This is a genomic window from Pseudoalteromonas sp. EB27 (genome assembly GCF_001974875.1).
GTDB lineage: Bacteria > Pseudomonadota > Gammaproteobacteria > Enterobacterales > Alteromonadaceae > Pseudoalteromonas.
The window spans coordinates 81,767-105,363 of record NZ_MTQD01000011.1 but is presented as its reverse complement, the minus strand read 5'-3'; the positions used below and the strand labels follow the sequence as shown (position 1 = coordinate 105,363).

General features: G+C 38.1%; 15 protein-coding genes. 6 read left to right on the top strand and 9 right to left on the bottom strand.

What is annotated here, in order from left to right; genetic code table 11:
- Window positions 1-43 precede the first annotated feature (43 nt).
- From pelG to BW142_RS13395, 8 genes are all read right to left on the bottom strand, one after another.
- On the bottom strand, window positions 44-1,408 hold the full coding sequence (gene pelG, locus BW142_RS13430; protein ID WP_076925178.1) for an exopolysaccharide Pel transporter PelG: 1,365 nt from the start codon (window positions 1,406-1,408) through the stop codon (window positions 44-46).
- Window positions 1,396-2,913 (bottom strand): GT4 family glycosyltransferase PelF, encoded by a 1,518-nt coding sequence (gene pelF, locus BW142_RS13425; protein ID WP_076925177.1) that lies wholly within the window; start codon window positions 2,911-2,913, stop codon window positions 1,396-1,398. The genes pelG and pelF overlap by 13 nt, the downstream gene beginning before the upstream one ends.
- On the bottom strand, window positions 2,906-3,889 hold the full coding sequence (locus BW142_RS13420; RefSeq protein WP_076925176.1) for a protein PelE: 984 nt from the start codon (window positions 3,887-3,889) through the stop codon (window positions 2,906-2,908). Before BW142_RS13420 ends, pelF begins: the two co-directional genes overlap by 8 nt.
- On the bottom strand, window positions 3,886-5,184 hold the full coding sequence (locus BW142_RS13415; protein ID WP_076925175.1) for a PelD GGDEF domain-containing protein: 1,299 nt from the start codon (window positions 5,182-5,184) through the stop codon (window positions 3,886-3,888). Before BW142_RS13415 ends, BW142_RS13420 begins: the two co-directional genes overlap by 4 nt.
- Window positions 5,181-5,696 (bottom strand): protein PelC, encoded by a 516-nt coding sequence (locus BW142_RS13410; protein ID WP_076925174.1) that lies wholly within the window; start codon window positions 5,694-5,696, stop codon window positions 5,181-5,183. Before BW142_RS13410 ends, BW142_RS13415 begins: the two co-directional genes overlap by 4 nt.
- Before the next feature lie 14 nt (window positions 5,697-5,710).
- Window positions 5,711-8,992, bottom strand: a complete 3,282-nt coding sequence (locus BW142_RS13405; RefSeq protein ID WP_076925173.1) for a tetratricopeptide repeat protein — start codon at window positions 8,990-8,992, stop codon at window positions 5,711-5,713.
- Window positions 8,992-11,700 carry an endo alpha-1,4 polygalactosaminidase gene (locus BW142_RS13400; RefSeq protein WP_076925172.1) on the bottom strand — a complete coding sequence of 903 codons (2,709 nt, stop codon included), beginning with the start codon at window positions 11,698-11,700 and terminating at the stop codon, window positions 8,992-8,994. Before BW142_RS13400 ends, BW142_RS13405 begins: the two co-directional genes overlap by 1 nt.
- A 304-nt stretch (window positions 11,701-12,004) precedes the next feature.
- Entirely contained in the window at window positions 12,005-14,710 is a 2,706-nt protein-coding gene (locus tag BW142_RS13395) for an endo alpha-1,4 polygalactosaminidase (RefSeq protein WP_076925171.1), read from the bottom strand.
- Between the two features lie 516 nt (window positions 14,711-15,226).
- Here BW142_RS13395 and BW142_RS13390 point away from each other — a divergent pair.
- The 5 genes from BW142_RS13390 (at window position 15,227) to BW142_RS13370 (ending at window position 21,196) form a co-directional block, all read left to right on the top strand.
- Window positions 15,227-16,894, top strand: coding sequence for a methyl-accepting chemotaxis protein (locus tag BW142_RS13390; protein ID WP_076925170.1), 1,668 nt, complete (start codon window positions 15,227-15,229; stop codon window positions 16,892-16,894).
- A gap of 121 nt (window positions 16,895-17,015) precedes the next feature.
- Window positions 17,016-17,531 carry a MarR family transcriptional regulator gene (locus tag BW142_RS13385; RefSeq protein ID WP_253188822.1) on the top strand — a complete coding sequence of 172 codons (516 nt, stop codon included), beginning with the start codon at window positions 17,016-17,018 and terminating at the stop codon, window positions 17,529-17,531.
- A gap of 133 nt (window positions 17,532-17,664) precedes the next feature.
- Entirely contained in the window at window positions 17,665-18,414 is a 750-nt protein-coding gene (locus BW142_RS13380) for a serine/threonine protein kinase (protein ID WP_076925168.1), read from the top strand.
- A 312-nt stretch (window positions 18,415-18,726) separates the two neighbouring features.
- Entirely contained in the window at window positions 18,727-20,079 is a 1,353-nt protein-coding gene (locus BW142_RS13375; protein ID WP_076925167.1) for a magnesium transporter, read from the top strand.
- A 55-nt stretch (window positions 20,080-20,134) separates the two neighbouring features.
- Window positions 20,135-21,196 carry a CNNM domain-containing protein gene (locus BW142_RS13370; RefSeq protein WP_076925166.1) on the top strand — a complete coding sequence of 354 codons (1,062 nt, stop codon included), beginning with the start codon at window positions 20,135-20,137 and terminating at the stop codon, window positions 21,194-21,196.
- Window positions 21,197-21,228: 32 nt separating this feature from the next.
- Here BW142_RS13370 and BW142_RS13365 read toward each other — a convergent pair whose 3' ends face one another.
- Window positions 21,229-21,834: a TIGR04211 family SH3 domain-containing protein gene (locus tag BW142_RS13365; RefSeq protein ID WP_076925165.1), complete on the bottom strand. Its 606-nt coding sequence runs from the start codon at window positions 21,832-21,834 to the stop codon at window positions 21,229-21,231.
- Window positions 21,835-22,047: 213 nt separating this feature from the next.
- Between BW142_RS13365 and BW142_RS13360 the strand changes: the two genes are divergently transcribed.
- The gene (locus BW142_RS13360) at window positions 22,048-23,571 is read left to right on the top strand and encodes a CYTH and CHAD domain-containing protein (protein ID WP_007584831.1); all 1,524 of its coding nucleotides are present in this window, start codon (window positions 22,048-22,050) and stop codon (window positions 23,569-23,571) included.
- The last annotated feature ends 26 nt before the right edge of the window (window positions 23,572-23,597 follow it).

Sequence of the window (23,597 nt, the reverse complement as noted above, 5' to 3'; positions counted from 1 at the left end):
AGTTTTTGGTAAATAATGTATTTTCTATTGAGTTTTAAATAGTCTATTGCAGCATAAACGTTTCATATTCTAAATCTTCAAATTGCTTTGAAAGCCAGAATAACCCTACTACCGAGGTAATAATGGTTGCTAATGCAAAGCCATATCCATAGAACTGCGGCCCAAAAGCTATTGATAGCAAAGTTAAAACCACATTTATTACCAAAAATAGTCCAGCTAAAAATAGGACTGTTGAGCGTTTATCTAAATAAAACAAAATATTCAAAATAGACAAAAATATAACTTGCACCCCTACACCTACTACATCAATAAATAACAGCGTTTTGTAGTTTGGATCAATACCAATAAAGGTAAGTATTTGCTCACCCCATAATAATAAGCAGGCAACGGTAATACCCTGAATTTTAAATATATCGTATAAACCAGCACGCGCAGTCTGGATCATACTGTCTTTTAATATGTATATCTCTTCAAGAGATGAGCCACCACGAATAGCGGTGTAAAAACGGTCGTACTCTTCTACAAAGTCGGTTTCCATTTTTACTAAAAATACTGCCATACCAGGAATAATAGATAAATAGGCCAAAAATATAGGTAAGTCATAAATTGGGCTGGCTCTTAACGTGCCAATAATTTGGATTGATGTGCTTGGAGAATACCAAAAAATGATTTTATCAGCCCACACGCCAATATTGTAAAACAGACCACAAAAGAACAGGCTGTAATACACTTTTTTATTGCTTAAAAAGTCAAAGCTTATAAGTTTTTCACCAGGGTAGCGGCGAATAATCATAAATAAAAAGCTAAAAAAGAGCAGTGCTTCGCCAGCGAAAAATGCAAAAAACAAGCCGTCTAACTGCCAGTCTCTTAATAAATATGCAAGCAGTACCATAAAGGCATAACCACTTAGCATGGTAATCAAAATCAACCGGTATTCTTTCATACCCGATAGAAAAATAGCGCCAAGCCACTGATTACATAAGCTTACAAAGGCACCTAAAATTATAATCTTAGTAACAACGGGTATAGGGAGCATAGGCCATACAGCCAAGCCCACCAATAATGCGGCTATTGTTGTTATAAGTTGCGCACCAAGTAAATTAGGAAGTACTTTTGCCTCTTCTTTTTGAAAAAACAAATCAGCAATAAATCGAGTTAATAATAACTGCAAGCCACCCGTTAAAATAAGTGAAGCTGCCATCATGTAGGTAACAAGCGTTAAAAACTGAATAATAAGTACTTTAGGTAATACAACGCCTAAACTTAAAATACCAATTAGCATTAACGCTACAATAGAGAGCAGCCAAGGACCTGAGCCTATTAAGCCCGCGTAGCCGTATGCTTCAAAAACTGAGAGCAGGGTATTTTTTTTGAGAATTTTTCGTATCTCAAAACCTATTCCGGCCATGCCATTGTATCCTTATAAAGTTTATCGTAACGGGCAAACATGTGGCTCTCGTCATAAAATTTTTGTACGCGGTCTAAACCACTTTTTTGATACTCAAGCCAAACTTGCTCATTTGTTAGCATGTTTGATATTTGTTGTGCTGTTTCGCTAGGTGAAGCAATTGAGACAACTTCACCGGCTTTACCTAATGCTTTATCTTCATCGGTTCCGCCTTCGATTATTTCGCGGCACGAGCCAACATCACTAGCAAGTACAGGCACACCGGCCGCCATTGCTTCTAAAAGTACTAAAGGCTGCGCTTCGGAAATCGAGGTTAAAGCTACAATTCCGAGCTTAGGCAAAATTTTGGTAATATCTTGCATACCTAAAAACTTTACACTGCTTTGTAAATCAAGACTGCCTACAAGTAGTTCACACTCTTTGTAATATTGCGGATCTTCTTCATAAGGGCCGATGATCCAGCCTTCTACTTCAGGCAGCATCGATTGCGCCTCTTTAATCGCACGTATAAAGGTTTTAATATCTTTTATAGGCACTACACGTCCAATTAATCCAACAACTGGTGGTATCTGTTTTGGACGCTGCTCAAGCGCTTCAATAAAGCGCACTGTTTTAATTCCATTAGGTACAACAAATGCTTTTTCTGGCGCTGCACCATCCTTTATTTGGCGCTGCCTGTTACCGTCGTATAGCGAAATGATCTTATCTGCTTCTTGGTATGTTGTTCGGCCAATTTGCTCAAAAAAGCTGATCCACATACGGCGAATAAAGCCCATCTCGGTATTTAAGTTTTTACCTAGGCTTTGTTCTGACTCTTTGATCCAACTGGCTTGAATAAGATCTATTTTTCTCTCTTTGGTGTAAATACCATGCTCGGTCAACAAAAAGGGAGTATTACTTATTACACTGGCGCCGGATCCTAAAATACCCGCATACCCGGTAGATATTGAGTGAATAAGTTTAACTTTAGGAAGCCCTCGTGCAATTTCGGCTATTTTAAATAGCGGTTTATATAAATTGCGATATGACCAAAAAAAGTCAATAAAAGAAGATTCATCACAAAAAGTTGAATAATAATTAGTGAGTACTTGCCACGATGATTCACTATATAAAAAGTCGGCTTCGTTAATACCGTCTTTTTTAGCCAAAGTCTCAAATGCAAACTTTAATAACTCAGTTGGGATGGGCTCATCACAATCTCTAAAATAATTTTGTAGTTGCTGCCAAAAATCAAAGAGCTCTTTTTTATATTTAACGCCATGCTTAGCTTTTATTTCAGAAGTGTCATTTTCCACTAAATAATGTACATGCAGCTTGGTAACATTTTTAGGCAAAGTATATTGAATCTCGCCATAATGCTCTGGTGCTCCACCTATAAAAACAAGCTCAAAGTTATAATGAGGTAACCCTTCAATTATTTGATGAACCCAGCTAGATACGCCACCACGCACATAAGGGTAAGTGCCTTCTAAAAGCAGTAAAATGTCTGCATTTTTGTTACTCATGCCAATACTCCTGTAAATGACGTAATTCACTGCCCTTAGGTTGTTCTGGGAGTTCTTTTAAGTAGCGTTTACAGTCGTCAAACTTGTTCATACAAAAGGCAACTTCGGCTTTATAAGGGAGAACATGACGCCTTGCCATGCCCGACTCAGTTGCTTTGAGTAGGTACTCATGGGCTATTTCGTATTTGTTTAAGGCTAAAGATATACGCCCTAAAAATATAAAGGTTGCAGGTGTTTTTACGTGCTCAATACTTTGCTGTGCAAGTGCTTCGGCTTTTTCTAAAACGTATTCACGAAGCGCACCTTGTGCTAAACCTAAGTAGCTAAGTTCCCAATAAAGTTCGGCTAGTTGTTTTTGTAAATTACTTAACTTTGGCTGCTTAGTCGTAATGGCTATTTCTTGCTGGTACAAACTGATTTTTTCGTTAAGTTTGGTTTCTTTACCATCAAGGGTTGAGTAGGCGAGTAGTCGAATATCATCTTCTAAATCTTTAAGTGCTAGCTTTAAAATAGGAATAGCTTGTGAGTCACTCATGTGACGAGCCGCCATTACAGCACTTAAACGCTTGTTTGGCTCATTAGCGTGCTTCAAAATTGCTTTAAGTCCGCCAATTGAATAGGTTGGATTTGCTGATATTGCTCTGGCTTCAAAAGGAAGCTCAGGTATTTTATGCTCCTCTATTTCTATCTCGTCATTCTTGAGAGGTTTACAAAGAGCAAATGTAAGTGCTACTACAACACCTATAATTCCAAGTACTGGTAATGTAAGCAATAATAAAAACATGAGTAGCAAAGAGCTATAAGGAGTCGTTTTGTATTTTTTAGGTATAAAAACATAACTAACAATAGCAAAAAAGATGCTAGCAATAGCATGCAATAATATAGCTAAAAACCAATTAGGTGTTTCCAGTACTTCTATTAGTGCAAAGTACTGACAAATAAACCCTAATATAGCCGCTACAATAATTATAATCATGAAAGTGAAACCAATCTCTTTATGTCATCTGAGCTTATAGGTAGTGCAAGTTGCTGCTCAATAACAATATCAAGCTCAGCTAAAGTGCTACCAGTGCGCTCTTTACACCAAGTGTTCATTCGGGCGATAAACCCTGCTTTTTCAAGTTCATCAGCTAATGGCATCAATAGCAGTAATACCTGATTTTGATTATCGTACAAATAAATGTCTAAACCACGACGGGCTTCACTTAAATAACTCATAAGTTGAGTGGATTTATCAGTAATATTATTAGCTTTTATTTTTAGTAGCTGCGATGGAATGTTGTATCGTTTTGCTTCTTTATTCGCACGTTTAACTTGGCGAATAAAGTATGGATACTCTTCATAAGTCATTACTGGGTTTGTTATTTCATGGCGCAGTAGGTCGCCAATATGCCCAGCCATAACTGCAAGTAGTGTAAGAGTGGTATTTTTAAGTGCAAAAAATTGTACTCTTTCAACTAAAATAGCGCCATAAATTGTGTTATTTACGTCGATAAGTGGAATCGCCATATGGTATTTACTTATACCTGATGCCATTTTTGCGTCTTTTACTGATACTAATTCTTTTTCTTCAATCATCGCTAATATAAGAGGATCGTTTTCAGCTATTTGACTCATTTTGCCAATAGAGGCAAGTGGTGGCTCTAAAACAGTGTCATTTTCAACTTTATATAAACCCGCTCTTTCTAATAAACCATATTCAACGAACAGGTCGATTATTTTTTGCGCTGCGCTATCAAGTCTTCTTTCTTTTAATAGCCCGATAGAGGTTCTTACTGCTTGTAGCGATTCACGCAAACTTAACGTATGGCCAGCTAACATTTGCTCTATTCTATCGTGAGATGAATTAATTAAGTGATACTGACGAGTAAATGTTTCAAGGCGGTCGGTTACGTACTCAAGCTGAATACTTTGTTGTTGATTAGTGCGCTCCCACACATCCCTAAATTCACCTGTGATCATAATTACAATAATGTAGCCAATCATAGCGTTAATATTGAAGTCGCTTTGTGGTGATAAAATATTTGTTTGAAGTAAAAAAAGTTGGCCAACAAGCAAACATAAAATACTAATAAAGCCTTTTGAAAAGCCATAACGTAGAGAAACTAAAAGTGGGCCAAGTACAGGCCACGAAAACCCTCCCTCAGTCCAAAATGGGTCCTCTGCGTTAAATAATACAGGCAGCCCTAAAGCAAGCGCGGTAAATATAAATACCTCAGCCCATATTTGTAGCTCAGGAACGTCTCTTGGTCTAAGGAAATGTGTTTTCACTCACTAACCTCTATATAAGAAATTAAATCGGCAATCACATCTTGTGCTGTTGCTGCAATGCTATCGCGGCCCCAACCACTTTTAGCAATAGTACCGGTCCAAATCGGTGTTGTTTGTCCAGTTACAGTGAGTGATAATGTAAGTGCAACAACGGGTTCGCCATCAAGGCCAGCTTTATAGCGCCACTCTTCAATACTGCCTGTTAATACATAGTCAGCTTGTTGAGTGTTTAACCACTGCATAGCATTGTCTAAGCGGTATTGATCGTCCAGCGGTGGAAGCTCTTTGGTGTTAACGCGAGGTGCACGTATAAGAGTTGGTAATTTATTTTGTTGCCAAATACTGGCTAAAATATCTTCAGCACGCTCACCTGCAAGCGGTGTTTGAGCATGATTAACAAGTGGCATTAATGCCACTGTTTTTAAAGGGCTAAGCTCTACATCATCAGCAACTCTGCTGGTGGTACATGCTGATAATAGTAATACCAAACACGGTATAATTAAACGAAACATACTCTCTCCTAACATTAAAAATGTACGTAATAACCTAATTGTAATTGTGTATCTGAGTTACCCACTTTATTACTACTTTGGTAACCCAGCTGTAATTTAAATAAATCATCGCCTAGTACAGACCAACCTGCGCCACTCGAAACAGATACATCTACTGTATCGTTAAGTGTTTGATAGCCAGTACTTATATCGAATAGCCATGAAGGGTTTGCGCCTAAATAAGGCGGCTCTAACGAACCCGTTGAGGCAAATGAGGTACCTAGTGCAAAGCGCCTAAATGGTTGAAGGTCAACTCTTAGAGGTCTTGTGTCTGTATTTATTAATGCATTTACACGTTCAAAGTCTTGCCATTGTGCACTAAAATAAGCGTTCCAAATTGGGCGATCTTTTAAAATGCTGTACTGGTAACGTGCATTATATTCTTGGCCATTAATGAGTGAGCTGCCATCGTCTCTTCGAGAAAAAGACATCGCTGCTGCTGATAGTTGTACGTTTTGTCTACCATCAATGTTGTAGTTAACATAGGCCGTGGCTTTATCTAGTTGAGCATAACTAAGTAGCGCTTCTGATTGGCGGTTTTCAACATTATATTCAAGCTTTAAACCTATCTGTGTACGCGAATCCCATTGATAACGAGAGTCTAAGCTAAGACCTTGGCGGCTAACTAAGCTGCCTTGGTGAGAATCTATTTTTGCATCAAAATACCAACGACCAAATGTCATTTTATCTTCTATCGCAAACAGTAATCCGTTGTTATCAAGATTTTGCTGATTACTTAAACTTAATTTCCATTGCCCATTAGCATAAGGAAAATAAACGTTTACATCGTACTGGCTACTGTTTAAACCAGCCTCTGGCGATAGGTTAATTTCAAGCGCCCTAAAGTAGGATGCACGTGCATTTCTAAGTAAGCTCAATTGTGATTCGTCAAGCTCACCAGTCAGTTCTTCATACCAACGCTGCATTGTTGCGTATGGCTGCTTTAGATAGAGTAGGGCGTTTAGTTCATCTAATTTGCTTAGTGAGCCTTCTGCTAATAGTTGTTTCGCTTTATTAAATTCGCCGTTGGTCATATAAAGTTGTAGTTTTTGCCATGGCTCTAATTTTTGTGCAGCCCTGCGCGCTAACCACCAGTTTGTTTGGGGCTCACCAATAGTGTCGGGGGCAAGTTCTTCCATTGTGTTTAATTGCATTAAATGAGGAACAGCCATCGCGCCCGCCCAGCGGAACATTAAGCCTCTGTATGCATATTTATCTTTAGGTAAGTGTTGCAGTAAATAGTGATTAAGTTCAGCAGCATTTGCATAATAACCAAGTTGCTTCATTACATCGGCTAAGTTAACCAGTGTTGTTAAATCGCTTGGATCTGCAATGGCTAATTTACGCAAATAAAAGTAAGCACTGTTATATGACTTTTCGTGAATAGATAAGCTTGCTAATAGCTGGGTCCACGCATAGGAAGGGTCGCTTTGAGAATAGCGAGCTAAAATGCGGCTGATCATCACGGTGTCGTGCATTTGCAGCGCTAACCAACCTTGTGCCAGCACAACATCAGAGTCATATTCACTTAATTTAGCGGCGCGGTTTAAAGTTGTATAAGCTGAATTTAAATCACTTTGGTTTTGATACCAATTAGAAAGAATTAACCAAGCAGGATAGAGAGCTTTATTATATCGTTGTTTATCAAGTTCAGCATGAATACGTGCAACTGATTTAGCATCATTTACTTGTGTGCTTAATAATGCAATTTGAATCAATTGACGGTCAGTTTGCGAGTCGCTTTTCCATAAATAATCAAGAAGCTCCTGAGGCCGACCTTCAAAGCGCAGTTGTTGGTAGTGCAGCATGTCGCCTACGCTCAAAGGACTTATTTTTTGTAACTTCTCTAATGCATATAGCTCATGAGCTTTGTCCTTAACTCGCATTGCCATGTCAATATTGGCGCTCCAAAATTCATCGTCAGAACTTTCATGTTTATTTTTTAGTACTTGCAGAGCTGTAGAAAAGTCATCTTCTAGCCAAAATGCGCGGGCAATCCAAAGTAAATCTTCTTCATTTTTAGGCCCTTTATATGTAGGCCACAAAGCCCTTAATGCTTTTAAATTACCAGTATCGTGAAGTACTTTTGCTTTCCAATATTGTGATAATGCACTTTTACCATTTATTTGCTCAAAGCGTTCAATATTATTTAATTCTTGCTTTGTGTTACCAATAAATTCGTTAGCTTGCATCCAATTAGCAAAGCCATTACCTTTTAGATTTCTATTTTGGGCTTTATATTCGTATATATCATTAGCGTCTTGGTATAAATATAAAGCGGTGGCATCGTTAATACTATCGGTAAGCATCGCAGGAGTTACAGCTTTGTTAGACATTAGCCATTTAAACTCTCGAAGTGCTTCTTCAGGCTTGTTTTGCCAGCGCTTTATCTTCCAATTTAATAAATGTAGCTCTTTGTCAGCTGGGCTTTGTAGTAATAACTTTGCGAGTAATTGCTCTGCCCCTTTTGCATTTGCATTTGCCAAACGCAGGTGCATCGCTTGTGTTAAGTACTCTGTGTTATTTGGCTCAGCTTTTAATAAACTTTCAATGGCTTGAGCTGCATCTTCCGTATTGCCTGCTAAGTTAGCCAAATAAAGTGTGCGTTTAATATTGGCTTGGTCGCCATAGGTTTTCCACCATGCATAAGCTTGTATCGGGTGATTTGCACCAAGTGCAGTTTCAATCGCTTTAGCTGCAAAATCAGCATTTATATTTGTTTTATAAATAGCGAATGCTTTGTCTGGTTCGCCTGCGCTTAACCAGTAATCGGCTGCAAGGAGAGGCTGTTTATTTTTTTGATAGTACTGAGCAACTTTTGCATTTAACCCAACTGCTTTTGCAATAGTTAATATTTGTTCGTTCCAGTTTTTATGAGCACCAATTTTTAAAGATAACTCTTCAAAGCGGTCGTCAACTTTAGCACCGCTTGCTAGCCATAATGAGTAGAGCAGCTTTATTTCAAGTGTTGCTTTGCGCTCACCTCTAGGTAGCTTTTCAAGCTCGTTAGTAGCTTGTGAATACTCACTAAGCCCTATATGTAGCTCAACTAATTTTGCGCGTAGCTTTTCGTTGTCGGGCTCTGTATTGAGCGCTGCATTAAGGTAAGACTTCTCAAAGGTATAGTCTTGTGAAAGTGCATCATCTTCAAAAAATAAGGTATGTGGAAATAATGCATAAAGTGCAAAACAACTTACGGCTAATATCGCTAATATTGTTTTTACTGAAATTAACTGAGGGCGCTTTGTAGTATTCATTATAGTGCGGCTCCGTCGCAGTTAAGGTAACCATAAAAATCACCTGCAGGTATTTTGAAATGTGTTAATTTGCCTCGGTTAATACCTTTAAAGCGCTCACCCAAACCAGATACAAACTCACAAGAGCGTGCATTCATTAAATCAAGCGAAGCAGGTACCCACGCTTTAAAACTAACAGGCCCGTTAACTTGCCAGTTATTAATAACAACATTTGCAGACGCTAAATAAGGTTTTTTACTATTTTGGCTATGATCAAAGCTAAGGCGAGCTATGTTATTTATAATATGTATGTAGTCACCTTTTTCAGTTACACCGGATACACCTTCACTTTGAGCTATGTTTGGCACATCAAAATCGGTAGGTATTCGCAAAGTATGAATGTACTTTGAGCTAAATAACCATTCATTATTACTGTTTTTTGCAAGTGCAGAAAAGTAAAAATCCTTTGCTACTTTTGCATAATGGCTTAAATGCACAGGTGTATTTGGTCTTGCTAAAACATAATCTATATTGTGTTTAAGAGCGTCTAGTCCCGCAAGAACTTCACCTGAATAAAAGTGATAATAAATAGTGTAAGGTTTTAACCTATATGGCTTTTCTGTAATTTCGAAAGTTTCAGTTAAGCGTCTAAAGCCATAATAAGGGCCATGCCATAAGTTAGTGTAAACATTTTCATTTAATATGGGGGCATAAATTTGATACAGCAAATCTCTTTCAGGGCGGCCAATAGGTGATATATGTGTAAGGCTAGGGTTATCGGAATTTACATCAGTGTTGCCGCCATTTACGTTTAGCACACCAGCATCACGAGCCAGTTCAAGCGCTTTAGGACCAGGTGTTGCATCGCCTGACCATAACATCATCACTGTTTTTTTATTTTTAGGTGTGAGTTTTTCATCAATATATTTTATCGAATCTGTAATTTCTTTTTTAAGGCTGATGGTGTTGTAGCCAGGTACATCTAGATGAAAACCGTAATCAGTGTCGTCTTCATCTATTTTTTTTCGCCCAGATAGAGCAGTCCAAAAATAGGGGTGGCTATAGGTGTGTGAAGCAACTTCTACGTAAGGCAGCTTAAAAATACTACGCGCAATGTCTTCGAGTTTGGCACTTTGTTTAGAGTGAATACCGCCTTCTTCAATGTCAGCTTGGATCACTGAGGACGTTAACGGTAGTTTGTAGTGTTTAATTATTTCATCTCGAATTACTTCTGCTGAATAAGGCCTACCCGCATAGTGGGCAACACTTGTAAATCCATCTCCATCTATATGCAGCGTAAGCATTCGCCTACCGCTTTCGGTGGTTGTATCTGGCACTAATATAGGTGGTAGTTCCATAGCCTGAGTTAGTAATGTACGTGGATCAATAACCCATTTGCTGCCCTCCATCGGAAATGTATCAATTAGCCAAGGAGCAACCACGACTGCACCATATTTAGTTTTAGCCGCTTGTACAATTATCGTGTTATCAGCTGATTTTATTGTAATTAAAGGAGTCGCATTAGTTGCTAATTTTAGTAAATATGGTTTAACGATAGGGGGAGGTGTTGTGGATTCTCCTTTGAGCCAAGGTGCAAAGCTATCTTGTTTATATGGACCTTCAGGTAGTGTGTTTAACGCCTCAATACCCATGTTAAATAGTAATTTAGTTGACTGTGGTAACTCGCCTAAAATAAGTTCTGGCACAACACCTAAATTAGCTTCAAGCCAATTGGTAAGTGCTGGGGTGTAAAATGCATCGCTTGAGGTCCACGAAATAATACCGGCATGTAAGCTAGGGTCAACCAAAGGTAAGTCGCGTTTTGCCATATCTATGTAATCAGGTATGTACCCCAAATACTCAATCATGGTCGCAAGCTTTAAGTGTACGGTAGTGTATATGAGTGGTTTTACGTTACTGTTATAAGGGATTAAAATGCGCCTAGGGATCGGCATAATTGATGATGTGCCCCACGTTTGCAAGTGACCGTCGGTCACCCACGGATTGAAACCTGCGTCTATAATATTTTGTGCCATAGTAAGGCGATTACCGGGCTTTGCATAATCAATAACTTGGACGTTGAGGCCTAAACTTTGTGCTGTTTTTAATTGTGCGCTTAGCCAATCTTGGTCGTTTTTGTTGGTCACTTTATAGCTATTGTCGGTTGGATTGAAGTGGCTATACAAACCCTCAGCAACTAAGTCACTTGCTAAATTAGCGAGTTTAGGCAATAACTCAAATCCCCGATTGAGGATAAGGTGCTTATCAAAAGTCTCAGATAGTGAGCTTATTATGGTGACTAACCCAGCTTGTTGATCGGGTTTACTGTGTGTAGCATCTAATAGCTGATAGCTATCTAGGGTATCTAAAAATAAGCCGCTAAAGCCGCGTGCTTTTAATGCCACAGCGCTACTTTTAATATGTTGTTGCCAATGTGCTGATGCCAAATCGGCAATATGGCTATTCCAGTTAGGGTTAACTGCGAGTGAAGACTTACTTTCAATAAACGACTCACCAACACTTAAATAAGCATAGACAGCAATATTACGCTGTTTAAACCAATTAAGTTCGTGCTCAGTGACTAATTCGGGCTGAACTACAACGCGAGAATAAAAGGTCATTTCGGCTAATGGCATCGGCGCTGAGTAGTAAAAAGCGATACTATTATTTACAGGCTTTGCAAATACTTGACTAGAAATTAAAAGCACTAGGTATAAAAAATATTTCATTAGTAATTCATTTCAATTAATTTATAACTGTGGCTCAAAGTAATGCGTTCCAATTTATCTAGCTATTTGGTATTAGTAATATAGGGTTATTATATGTTAATGGAAGATTAATTTCTACATGTTAATTCAACCATATACTTAAGGGGTATAATAACATGCTGGTTTGATTTACTCACCACAATAAAACCCATAGGTTTGCCACTCGAGTTATTAAGAGCAACCTACAAACCTATACTTAGAAAACGATAAAAGAATGTATCAATATGTTACTTATAATAAGAGCTTAGTTTTTTATTACTCACCATCAAGCAGCCCTTTTACATTTTAAGTAACCATAGAATTGACCTTTTGGCAGACTAAACTGTGTGATATCAGCATTTGATTTACCTTTAAAGCGCTTGCCATCATTAGAAACAAACTCACAAGAACGGCCATTAACTAAATCAATTTTAGCAGGCACCCATGCTTTAAAACTGACAGCTCCATTCACTTGCCAATTATCCATGGAGACATTAGCTGAAGCTAAATACGGTACATTGTTTTCTTGGCTGTGCTCAAAGCTAAGCTTTGCTAAATCATCAGTTATATGAATGTAATCACCCTTTTGAGTGACGCCAGATATTCCTGAACTTTGAGCTACATTAGGAACATCAAAATCATTGGGAATACGTAATGTTCGAATGCTTTGAGAGCTAAATAACCATTCGTTATTGCTGTTTTTAGCAAGAGCTGAAAAATAAAAGTCTTTAGCTATTTTTGCATACTGGCTTAAATGTACTGGCGTATTCGGTCTTGCAAGTACGTAGTCTATATTATATTTCAGGGCATCAAGTCCAGCAGGTAGTTCACCAGAATAAAAATGAAAGTAAATACTATAGGGTTTTAATCTGTATGGTTTTTCTGTAATTTCAAATGTTTCGATTAGGCGCTTAAAACCATAATAAGGCCCATGCCACAAGTTGGTATATACGTTCTCGTTAATGATGGGTGCATAAATTTGGTATAACAAGTCACCTTCAGGTCGTCCAATTGGCGATACATTTGTAAGTGTTGGGTTATCAGCTTTTACTGAAGTATTACCACCATTCACGTTGAGCACGCCAGCTTTTCTTGCTATGGCTAAAGCCTTTGGTCCTGGAACTGCATCGCCTGACCATAGAATTAATACTGTTTTTTTATTCTTTGGCGTCAGTCGTTCATTAATATATTGAATTGACCCTGAAATTTCTTTTTCTAAATCGACAGAGAGATACCCAGGAATATTTAAATTAAGTCCGTATTTTGTATCATCTTCATCTATGTTTTGTATTCCTGATAGCACTTTCCAAAAGTAAGGGTGGCTATATGTGTGCGATGCAACCTCTACATAAGGTAGTTCAAATATATCTCTTGCAACTTGCTCAAGTTCTTCACTTTGTTTTGAATGTAAGCCGTTAGGCTCTATGTCTGCTTGTATTATGGAGGAGGTTAATGGCAATTTGTACCTTTTTATTACCTCATCGCGAATTACCTCTGAGTTGTATGGCTTACCTTTGAAGTGCGCAACGCTACTAAATCCATCGCCATCTATATGCAAAGTTAACATACGCCTTCCGCTTAGAGTCGTTGTATCAGGAGCTAATATTGTGGGTAAATTTAGTACTTTCTTTAACAATTTCTTAGGGTCGATCACCCATTTACTGCCTTCCAGTGGTAAATTATCAATTAGCCAAGGGGCTACTATTATGCCACCCAGTTTAGTCTTACTTCCTTGCGCTAGTGTTCTGCCGTTTGCTGAAGTAATGCTAATTAACGCTGTGGCGTCTGAGGTTAATTTAAGGAAGTTTGGTCGGATTATTACAGGTGCTTTTGTAGTTTCACCTTTTAGCCAATCGGCAAAGTATTCAACTTTATAAGGTCCAGCTTGCGCAACATTTATATTTTCTACGCCTAAACTAGCTAGTAATTTATTTGATTGAGGTAATTCCCCTAATATTAGTTCCGGTACTATTTCTAAACCTTCTTCTAGCCATTTAATAATCTCAGTACTATAAAATATATTACTAGTAGTCCAAGAAATAATGCCGGCATGTAAACTCGGATCTATTCTAGGTAACCTTTCTTTAGCAATGTCTACATAATCAGGAATATACCCTAAGTATTCTATGATTGTAGCAAGCTTTGAATGAACAGATTTTTTAACTAATGGTGAAATATCGCTATTATAAGGAATTAATATTCGCCTAGGCACCGGTTTTATTGATGATGTACCCCATGTTTGCAAGTGGCCATCTGTCACCCATGGATTAAAACCTGCGTCTATAATCTTTTGTGCCATAGCGAGGCGGTTATCGGGCTTTGCATAATCAATAATTTGGACGTTGAGGCCTAAGTTTTGTGCTTTTTTTAATTGTGCGCTTAGCCAATTTTGGTCGTTTTTGTTAGTCAGTGTATAGCTATTGTCGTTAGGGTTGAAGTGGCTATACAAACCCTCTGCAACTAAGTCGTTGGCTAAATTAGTGAGTTTAGGCAATAGCTCAAAGCCCCGGTTGAGGATAAGGTGCTTATCAAAAGTCTCAGAGAGTGAACTTATTATGGTGACTAACCCAGTTTGTTGATCTGGTTTACTGTGTTTAGCATCTAATAGCTGATAGCTATCTAGGGTATCTAAAAATAAGCCATTAAAGCCGCGTGCTTTTAATGCCGCAGCGCTACTTTTAATATGTTGTTGCCAATGTGCTGATGCTAAATCGGCAATATGACTATCCCAGTTGGGGTTTATACTAAGTGATGACTTATTTTTATTAAAGGACTCGCCAACACTTAAATAAGCATAAACAGCAATATTACGTTGTTTAAACCAATTAAGTTCGTGATCAGTGACGTGTTCGGGCTGAACTACAACGCGAGAATAAAAAGTCATTTCGGCTAGAGGCATCGGGTACGAATAGTAAAATGCAATACTATTATTTACAGGCTTTGCAAATACTTGACTAGAGATTAAAAGCACGAGGTATAAAATATATTTCATTAGTAATTCATTTTTATTAATTCATAACAGTGGCTCAAAACAATATGTTTTAATCTATCTGGTTATTTGGTCTTAGGAGGATAGGATTATTATATGTTAATGAAAAATTAATCTCTACATATTGATTTTACCTTGTGGTCAATATTTATACTCACTTGCTAAATACTCTAACTTGCTACAAATTAACCTAAAATACAGGCAGTAAACCTACATGAATACTATTCAATAGATAGTGTTTTAAATAACGGACAAATGTTGGGTAAATTATTTTTTGATTAAGACTAAGGTCTCTGTGCTATTGGTGTCTAAAAGGTCGAGTTGGGACTATAATGTGGCTAAGCTGACCTCTTACAAACTTGGTCCTACCTGTTTTTATTTATGCTTTTCTTATATAAGTTAAAAGCGATATAAATGAGTGAAGTTATTTTTGGGCAAATAAGTAAAACTGCAAACTATATTGTTTTTGCTAGGTTTTAGTTGTTGCTGCATCTACGTCTTTATTTACCCGGAGAAAAAATGAGTAATTTAAGCTTAAAAAACAAACTGTTGTTATTAGCTATATTGCCCTTAATGCTACTTTTGATTAGCTTGATGCTGAGCTCTTATTATTTAGAGAATAAAAATCAGCAACAAAATTTTGAAGCATTTCAAACTAAACTAATAAGTGACAAACAAACGTTGCTAAGCACCGAGGTGGAAATTGCCAGTAAAATTGTGCGCTATCAAATAGCAAATGGCTCTGAGCAAGATGCTAAAAACGCTTTAAGAGACTTAACGTTTGGTCAAGGCGGTTACTTTTTTATATACGACACAAATGGCGTTAGTGTTTTTCATGCACTATTAGGTGATGCTATTGAAGGGCAAAATAAAATAGGAATGACTGACCCTAACGGTAAAAAAATCATAGTGGGTTTACTAGAACAGGCTCGAAATGGCGGCGGCGCTTTTAACTATCATTTTCAAAAACCAAATACCACAGGCTTAGTTGAAAAGATGGGCTACGCAGCAATGATCCCAGGAACAAATTGGATGATTGGTACTGGCGCATATATGGATGATATAGACGCTGAACTACTTAAATACCAAACGGCAATGCAAGAGCACATGAATGATAAGGTAATGACCTTGTTGCTAATTGCTTTGTTTTGGGTTGTGTTAACAATTATATGTGCGTTAGTTGCTGCAAATACAATGGTAAAACCAATACAACGCATGGCGCAAAGCCTTGACGATATTGCAAAGGGTGAGGGCGATTTAACCAAACGTTTAGATATTGATACTAACGATGAAATAGGCCAACTTGGCGAAGCATTTAATATGTTTGTAAGTAAGCTTCACGGTATAATTGCCAATGTGGTTGATGTAACACACGATGTAAAAATAGCCTCTAGTGATATAAATACACAAACACGATTAATTGAAGACAAGCTACTTAATCACAACCATGAAACAGACCTAGTTGCGACGGCAATTACCGAAATGTCAGCTACTTCTCATGAGGTGGCCCAAAATACGAATCAAGTGGCAGAATCAACCCAAACGGCAACGCAAGAAGTTGCTAAGGCTCAAGAGTGTGTTGATATTTCACTCAGTGAGGTGTCCAACCTAATGGGCGAGATAAACCTAGCCGCTGAACAAGTTGATTCACTCAGTGATCAATCTAAAAAGATTAATAGTGTACTAAGCGTAATTGGTGGAATTGCCGAGCAAACAAACTTACTTGCACTAAATGCTGCGATAGAAGCTGCACGAGCAGGTGAGCAAGGCCGAGGATTTGCTGTTGTTGCCGATGAAGTAAGAAGCCTAGCAAGTCGTACTCAAGTTAGCACACTAGAGATCAGTGAGATGTTAAGTGAGTTACATAATTTAGTATCAGATGCCGTAGCTGCAATGCAAGCAAGCCAAAGTAGTTGTAATCGCTCGGTTGAATCGTCTCGTGCTATTTCAGAAAGTTTAGGTGCGGTAACAACCTCAGTTAGATCAATTAACGACATGAGTACGCAAATTGCAACGGCAGCCCTGGAGCAAAGTAGTGTTACAGAAGAAATAAATCGTAATGTATTTGCCATTAAAGAAATAGTTAATGAGTTAACTATTTCAAGTAAAACCACGTCTACTGTTGGTCAGCATTTAGCGGCGCGTGGTGAAAACCTAGGCCAGCTTGTTGGTCAGTTTAAAATTTAGCAAAATTTTAAACTATATAAAATAAAGCCGCTGATTGCGGCTTTATTTTTGTGGCTTAGTTTTAGCTGCTTAGTTTTTATAAAAATTATTGAATTTTTTGTATGCGTTAAGGTCTATCAGCATGCAAATATACCTATACAGTGGAATAACCATGCAAAACATGCCATCAATTAAACGTTGTACTCGCGAAGAGTTAGCGCCAGAGCAAGACTTGGGGCGTCTAGTGTCTTTTTTACGCTCGAGATTAGCCATTCATGTTGATGCCAAGTTACTTCCTATGGACTTAACTTCAGCGCAATATATTGTGGTAGTACTACTTGCGAGAGAGTCGGTTAATACGCTTGCAGGACTTTGCGAGTATATGGTTTATGATCGTGGCGCTATGAGCCGTTTACTAAACCGACTTGAAGAAAAAGGACTCATTATTAAAACGCAATGCGAGCTTGATAAGCGCTCAACCATTTTGTGTTTAAGTGAAAAGGGTAAAGCTCTTTGTCCAGAAATAATGCCTGTAGTGAACGAAGTCTATGCGCAAGCATTAAATGGTTTTTCAGAGCCAGAAAAAAAACAAATAATCGACTTACTATTCAAAGCTATAAATAATCTTGATTCACTGCCAGAATCGCCTCAAAAATAGATTATCAATAAAATAGCGATACTGTTTCAACAGAAAGTTAGCGTGCTAATTAGTTGATCTGATTGTGCGTAGAATCTAACTTTGATAATATAGTTGCCTAGGCAATTAAAGTTATCATCTTGTTAGGTTTGTTATGATTGAAAATAATTTGTTAGTACAATTACAGCAGCAATATCCAGAACATACTTTTATGCAACATCACTTAAGTGTTGTCCATAAGGGGCGTTTTGCTAACGCGATTGTGTATCGATATAAAGATAATGAATTTGATTTAATTGTTAAAGACTTTAGCCAAAGCCCGTGGTTTATCCGCAAAACATTTGCACGACTATCTGTAAATCAAGAGTATAAAGGATTGAGCCGTTTAGCTGAGCTTGATGCCGTCGCTAACCGCTTTTGTAGATTATCGCCGATAGCCGTAGCTTATAACTATATTGAAGGCACGCCACTGCGCGTTTTAATTCATGAAAACAAAAAGCTACCAGTAAGCTTTTTTAGTGAGCTTGAGCGTCAAGTAGCGAAAATGCATCGTAAAGGCATCGTGCATTTAGACTTGCGTAATATGGGTAACATTTTATGTGGCGCAGACGGTAAACCTTATTTTATTGATTTTCAGTCCACTATTAGCTTTTCACGTTTTCCGCGCTGGTTGCAACGCTTTATGCGAGGGTCTGACATGTCAGGTGTATATAAAGCATGGAATAAATTGGGCGAGCAACCTCTGCCTCAAAAAAAGCAAGACTATTTAGAGCGCTTTAATCACGTGCGTAAACGCTGGATTTTTAAAGGTTACCCAATACAGCGTGGCTATGCATGGGGCGCTGCACTTATCACTCAGTTTGTAGATTCTGATTTAGTACGAAATATTACCGATAGACTTTAATTTAAAGCACAAACCGCAATTTAAAAACACCTAATTCATTGTGTGATTTTGCCCATATTAGCCTGGCTAATATGGGATTTTTTTATTATAAGTAATCCCTTTGGTTTGCTTACTTGTCGTTTAATCTCTTAAAAATAATTCCTTTTACTGTTTTTTTAATTTTTTAAAATAAATATTAGTACTGCATTTAGTTTGCCCATACAATGCGCAAAAATAGCATGCGCATGCTTAATAAGTTCACGTTTTTTCTGCAATTTTTTATTGTTCAAGTAAACTGTGAGTAATGTACGCTTTTAAATTTAAGGTTTTAAGATGATTGAGTATCCGGTAGACCAACTTCCACAACTCATAAATGATTTATTGCAATGCGATACAACAGAACGTAAAAATAAATTATTAACAGATGCGCAGTTGACGCTTTCTACAGAGCACCTGTCATTACTTTTTGAGGCGATACCAAAAGAACAGCGACTTGAAATTTGGCAGTTACTTGACGAAGACACGCAACACGAAATTTTTGTTAATTTAAGTGAAGACAGTTGTCTGTGGTTACTGCAAACACTAGAAGACACAGAGGCTTTTAAGCTTCTTGATGAAGTGAATGTAGAAGAGTTACTGGAACTTGAAGAAGTTATACCAGAGCGATTTGTTGAGTATGCAAAAAGGCAACTCGATGAAGCGCAAACCAAACAATATGATTTAGCGCAGCAATATCCGCCAGAACAATTAGGTCACTGGTTAGGTTTTGACTTTTTAAAAGTATCAGAGAAGCTAACCGCCGGTGGCGCTAAAAAATTGCTACATAAAGGTTTACCGCAATACAGTGAAGTTATTTATTTAGTAAGCCGTAAGGGCAGCTTAATAGGTGAGGTTGCGGTAAATGATTTAATAAAAGCCAGCGACACCGATAACTTAATGACATTGGCAAATCATGACTTTTCATCGCTCCATGCTGATGATGATTTATATGAAGCGGCAGAAGTGGTGATCCACAGTGAAAAAATGGCACTGCCAGTGGTTAACGCAGACAATAAATTACTCGGGCGATTAACCATTGCCTCAGCGTATGAATTACGCCAAGAAATTGCTGATGAAGCAGCCGCTAAAGCGGGTGGTTTACGTGAAGACGAAGACCTGTTCGCAAGTGTTCGAAAAAGTGCTAAAAACCGTGGTATATGGTTAGGTATTAACTTAGCTACTGCCTTTTTAGCGTCTTGGTTCATCGGTTTATTTGGCGCAACTATAGAGCAGGTTGTAGCACTAGCTGTATTAATGCCAGTTGTTGCTTCTATGGGGGGGATTGCAGGTAGTCAAACATTAACCGTTATTGTGCGTGGTTTAGCGCTTGGACAGGTTACAGATTCAAACCGCAATGCGTTACTTAAAAAAGAGCTACGTGTTGGCGCTGTAAATGGCTTGGTATGGGCGTTTGTAATAGGTCTGCTTACATTCTTATGGTTTAACGATTTAATGCTCAGCATTACAATAACGGTAGCCATTTTATTGAATTTAGTCGCGGCGTCACTAGCAGGTGTTGTTATTCCGTCTATTTTAGACAAAATGAAAATTGATCCTGCGTTATCTGGCTCGGTAATTTTAACTACTGTTACTGATATTGTTGGGTTTGTTACCTTTTTAGGTTTAGGCAGTTTACTGCTTTTATAAGCCTTATACCAATTCGCTTAATTAAGCGGATTGGTATTACTTACAGGAAAATACAATGACCTTTGAAGTCATGATTTGGTGTGCAATTGCTTTGTGTATTTCACAATCGGCAATATTTTCGGGCTTAAACTTAGCGTTTTTTTCGCTAAGCAGACTCCAGCTCGAAATGGAAAGCACAAAAGGGAACGAAGCTGCCATAAAAGTGATGGCACTTCGAAACGACTCTAACTTTTTATTATCGACTATTTTATGGGGTAACGTAGGTATAAACGTACTGCTTACGCTACTCTCTGATTCTGTATTAATGGGCGCCAGTTCGTTTTTATTCTCAACTATCGCGATTACTATTATTGGTGAAATTACGCCGCAAGCTTATTTTTCGCGTAATGCACTTAAAATGGCGAGCCTACTTTCACCACTCATTAAGTTTTATCAAATTCTGTTTTATATAGTTGCTAAGCCAACGGCTTTAATTCTCGATGCATGGCTAGGTAAAGAAGGGATTACGTACTTTGCTGAAAGTGAGCTCAGAGGTATTATTCGCAAACACATAGAAGCGGAAGAGGCTGATGTTCAGCACGTTGAGGGAATTGGCGCACTTAACTTTTTTAGTTTAGATGAAATAAGCGTAACCAAAGAAGGGGAGATAATTGACCCAGACTCTATTATTTCTTTGCCGACTAAGCTTGATTTACCTATTTTCCCAGACCTTACATTAACGACTGATAATGAGTTTTTACGAAAACTACATAAGTCAGGTTATAACTGGGTGATCATTACCAATGAAGACGGTTGGCCTTTATTAGTGGTAGATGCTGACGGCTTTTTACGTTCAGCCTTGTTTGAACCAGAGTCGTTCGACCCTTATCATTATTGTCATAGACCTATTATTGTTGCTGATGAAGCTATGCGCCTGAGTGAAGTTATTTTAAAAATACGGGCTAGTCATTCTTTAGATAAATCGTTTGATGGGGCCATTGATCACGATGTGGTGTTAGTGTGGAGTGATGTGAAGCGCATTATTACCGGCGCTGATATATTTGGTCGGTTACTCAAAGGTATGAGTGCACCAAAACTCGAACTGCATGAAAATACAGAGAATAAAAAGCCGCTATAAAGCGGCTTTTTTGTATTCAATAGAAAGGAGGGTTATGCCCAACCTTCGTAGCGCTTACGACGCGACAACACTATCGTTAATATAATACCTAAAAATAGGCCTAAAAACGCAATAGCACCACCGTAAGTGAGTAGCTGGCGCTTCTCTTTTGAGCTAGCAGCTTCTTTTTGGGTGCGCTCTTGTTCTAGCGTCGTTTTAAGCTTAGTAATTTGGCCCGATAACTGCAGGTTTTGATCAGTTAAAGTTTGGTTTTGCTCTTGTAGCTGCGGAAGTTCTATTTGAGCTTGGCGCAGGTTTTCTTGCATAGTGCTCATTTCGCTACTTAGTGTTTTGTACTGTTGGTGTAAGCCTGCCGTTTTGGTAACAAACTTAGTTTCTATCCAACCTTCACGGTCTTTATCATCTTTAATTTTTATAAAGCCGTTTTCTTCAGCAGATAACAAGGTTAATTTTGTTCCAGCATCTACAGAGCCGAGTAGTCGATAATTCTTACTCGCACCAGAGCGCATAAAAGTATATAAATTATCGATAATATAAGCGGTGTTTGCATCAGTTGAATTTGCAGGTTTTGCTTCTTCTGCATAACTCATAAATGTGGTGGCTGTCAAAAGTAGCCCTAATAAACAATGTTTTAGCATTTATCTACCTTGTTGATCTAACTGCGTCCATTATGAACGTGATTTTATTTCACATAAGTAGCTAGATAGTATGGATTATATAGCTCAATAGCAAGACTGATATTGTAACTCGCCCCTGATATGACAAGAGAAATAAGACTAAAAAATTTGCATTGTTAGTGTGCTTTGTTTATTTTGAGCACTTATTTATTTTAAAGGTAATCCGCAAACCGAATGGATACTGAGATAGAACTGAAATTTTTGGTATCAGATGCCGTTATTCCACTGATCCCCTCGTTAATTACTCAATTTGCAAAAACGGTGAAGAATAAACCGTCACGCAGCTTACAAAATGCATACTACGACACGCCAAGTCGAGAGCTTAGAGCGCTTGATATAGGCTTTAGAACGCGTTGTTCTGATAGCGAATGCGAGCAAACTATAAAGCTTGCAGGTGAAGTTGTCGGTGGTTTACACCAACGTCCAGAGTATAATTTACCAATTGAATCAAGTCGCCCTAATTTAATGGCGTTTGATGCTGATATTTGGCCTCATGGCATGCAAATAAGCGCAATCTCAAAAAACTTGTATCCAATATTTAGTACTAACTTTATTCGTCGTACTTGGTTAATTGAAACCGAAAGTGGCGCTAAAATTGAAGTTGTACTCGATAAAGGTGAAATTGCGGCTTCGGGTAAAATTGAAATTATTAGCGAGCTTGAAATTGAGCTTGTTGAGGGCAGTCGTAATGAGTTGTTTGCGTTTGCAGATGTACTGGTTAGCCAAAACTGTATCCGTTTAGGATTATACTCTAAGGCTGCGCGTGGTTATCGCCTTGCTGATGAAAAACCTTTAACACCAAGCAAATCTATTGGTTTTGTTCAATTACCAAAGTCGACTACCCAAGAACGTGCTTTAGTTGAAGCCATGAATTTTGGCATTCGCTTTGTGCAAAAGCACGAGCAATGCTATTTCGATAAGCCAAGTTTAAAAACGCTTAAACGCGTAACTGATGGCATTAGCCTAATACGCCATACTTTTTGGTTGTATGACGATATAGTATCCAAAGAAAGTACAGAGCATTTACGTACAGAGCTTAAATGGTTATTAAGTGAATTAGCGTGGGTAGAAAACGCAATTCAATTAAAAACGTACACGTCTAAACGCCATGCTTTTTATAAAAAAATTAATGCTGCTCCAGCACTTACTCAAGTCATTGGTGATTTAAAAGAGTTGCAGCCAAGCATTGACGATATAAATGCACTGTTTCATAGTGCGCGTTATAATCGTTTATTACTGTCGTTAACTACGTGGTTAATTGATAAACAGTGGCGTAAAGATTGGGGGCAAATAGAGCTTCAAGCGGCTGAGCAAAACGTGTCGTCGATTGCGAGTAGGCTTTTTAATAAAGACTGGAAAAACCTGCACGAATTACTCCCTAAAGAACAAACACTCGATGTCGCTTCGTATTTAAACCTGCGCACTCAACTTGAAAATAGTTTACTGAGCGGTAACTGCTTAGGATCGTTATTTGATAAAGAAGAACGCCTAGAGTTTAGATTGCCTTGGCTTGATATTTCTCATGGTATTTATGAGTTAAGTACGCTTGAATATTTAAAGCAGCTATGTGCAGGGCAAGAAGACGAACAGCTTGCTAAAATCCAGTCATGGCTTGAACAAAAGTCTGAATATTTGGTGAGTGCCATGGAGCAAAGTCGCCTTGCTTCATTTGACATAGAACCTTACTGGCAAAAATAAATGATGCGCTTTTGTAATAAAATTCA

What these genes read in the sequence shown, in the direction of transcription:
- BW142_RS13420 (WP_076925176.1), bottom strand. Translation starts at nt 3,889, where the DNA reads ATGATTATAATTATTGTAGCGGCTATATTAGGGTTTATTTGTCAGTAC.
- BW142_RS13365 (WP_076925165.1), bottom strand. Translation starts at nt 21,834, where the DNA reads ATGCTAAAACATTGTTTATTAGGGCTACTTTTGACAGCCACCACATTT.
- BW142_RS13405 (WP_076925173.1), bottom strand. Translation starts at nt 8,992, where the DNA reads ATGAATACTACAAAGCGCCCTCAGTTAATTTCAGTAAAAACAATATTA.
- BW142_RS13360 (WP_007584831.1), top strand. Translation starts at nt 22,048, where the DNA reads ATGGATACTGAGATAGAACTGAAATTTTTGGTATCAGATGCCGTTATT.
- pelF (WP_076925177.1), bottom strand. Translation starts at nt 2,913, where the DNA reads ATGAGTAACAAAAATGCAGACATTTTACTGCTTTTAGAAGGCACTTAC.
- BW142_RS13370 (WP_076925166.1), top strand. Translation starts at nt 20,135, where the DNA reads ATGACCTTTGAAGTCATGATTTGGTGTGCAATTGCTTTGTGTATTTCA.
- BW142_RS13410 (WP_076925174.1), bottom strand. Translation starts at nt 5,696, where the DNA reads ATGTTTCGTTTAATTATACCGTGTTTGGTATTACTATTATCAGCATGT.
- BW142_RS13400 (WP_076925172.1), bottom strand. Translation starts at nt 11,700, where the DNA reads ATGAAATATTTTTTATACCTAGTGCTTTTAATTTCTAGTCAAGTATTT.
- pelG (WP_076925178.1), bottom strand. Translation starts at nt 1,408, where the DNA reads ATGGCCGGAATAGGTTTTGAGATACGAAAAATTCTCAAAAAAAATACC.
- BW142_RS13390 (WP_076925170.1), top strand. Translation starts at nt 15,227, where the DNA reads ATGAGTAATTTAAGCTTAAAAAACAAACTGTTGTTATTAGCTATATTG.
- BW142_RS13395 (WP_076925171.1), bottom strand. Translation starts at nt 14,710, where the DNA reads ATGAAATATATTTTATACCTCGTGCTTTTAATCTCTAGTCAAGTATTT.
- BW142_RS13375 (WP_076925167.1), top strand. Translation starts at nt 18,727, where the DNA reads ATGATTGAGTATCCGGTAGACCAACTTCCACAACTCATAAATGATTTA.
- BW142_RS13380 (WP_076925168.1), top strand. Translation starts at nt 17,665, where the DNA reads ATGATTGAAAATAATTTGTTAGTACAATTACAGCAGCAATATCCAGAA.
- BW142_RS13385 (WP_253188822.1), top strand. Translation starts at nt 17,016, where the DNA reads ATGCAAATATACCTATACAGTGGAATAACCATGCAAAACATGCCATCA.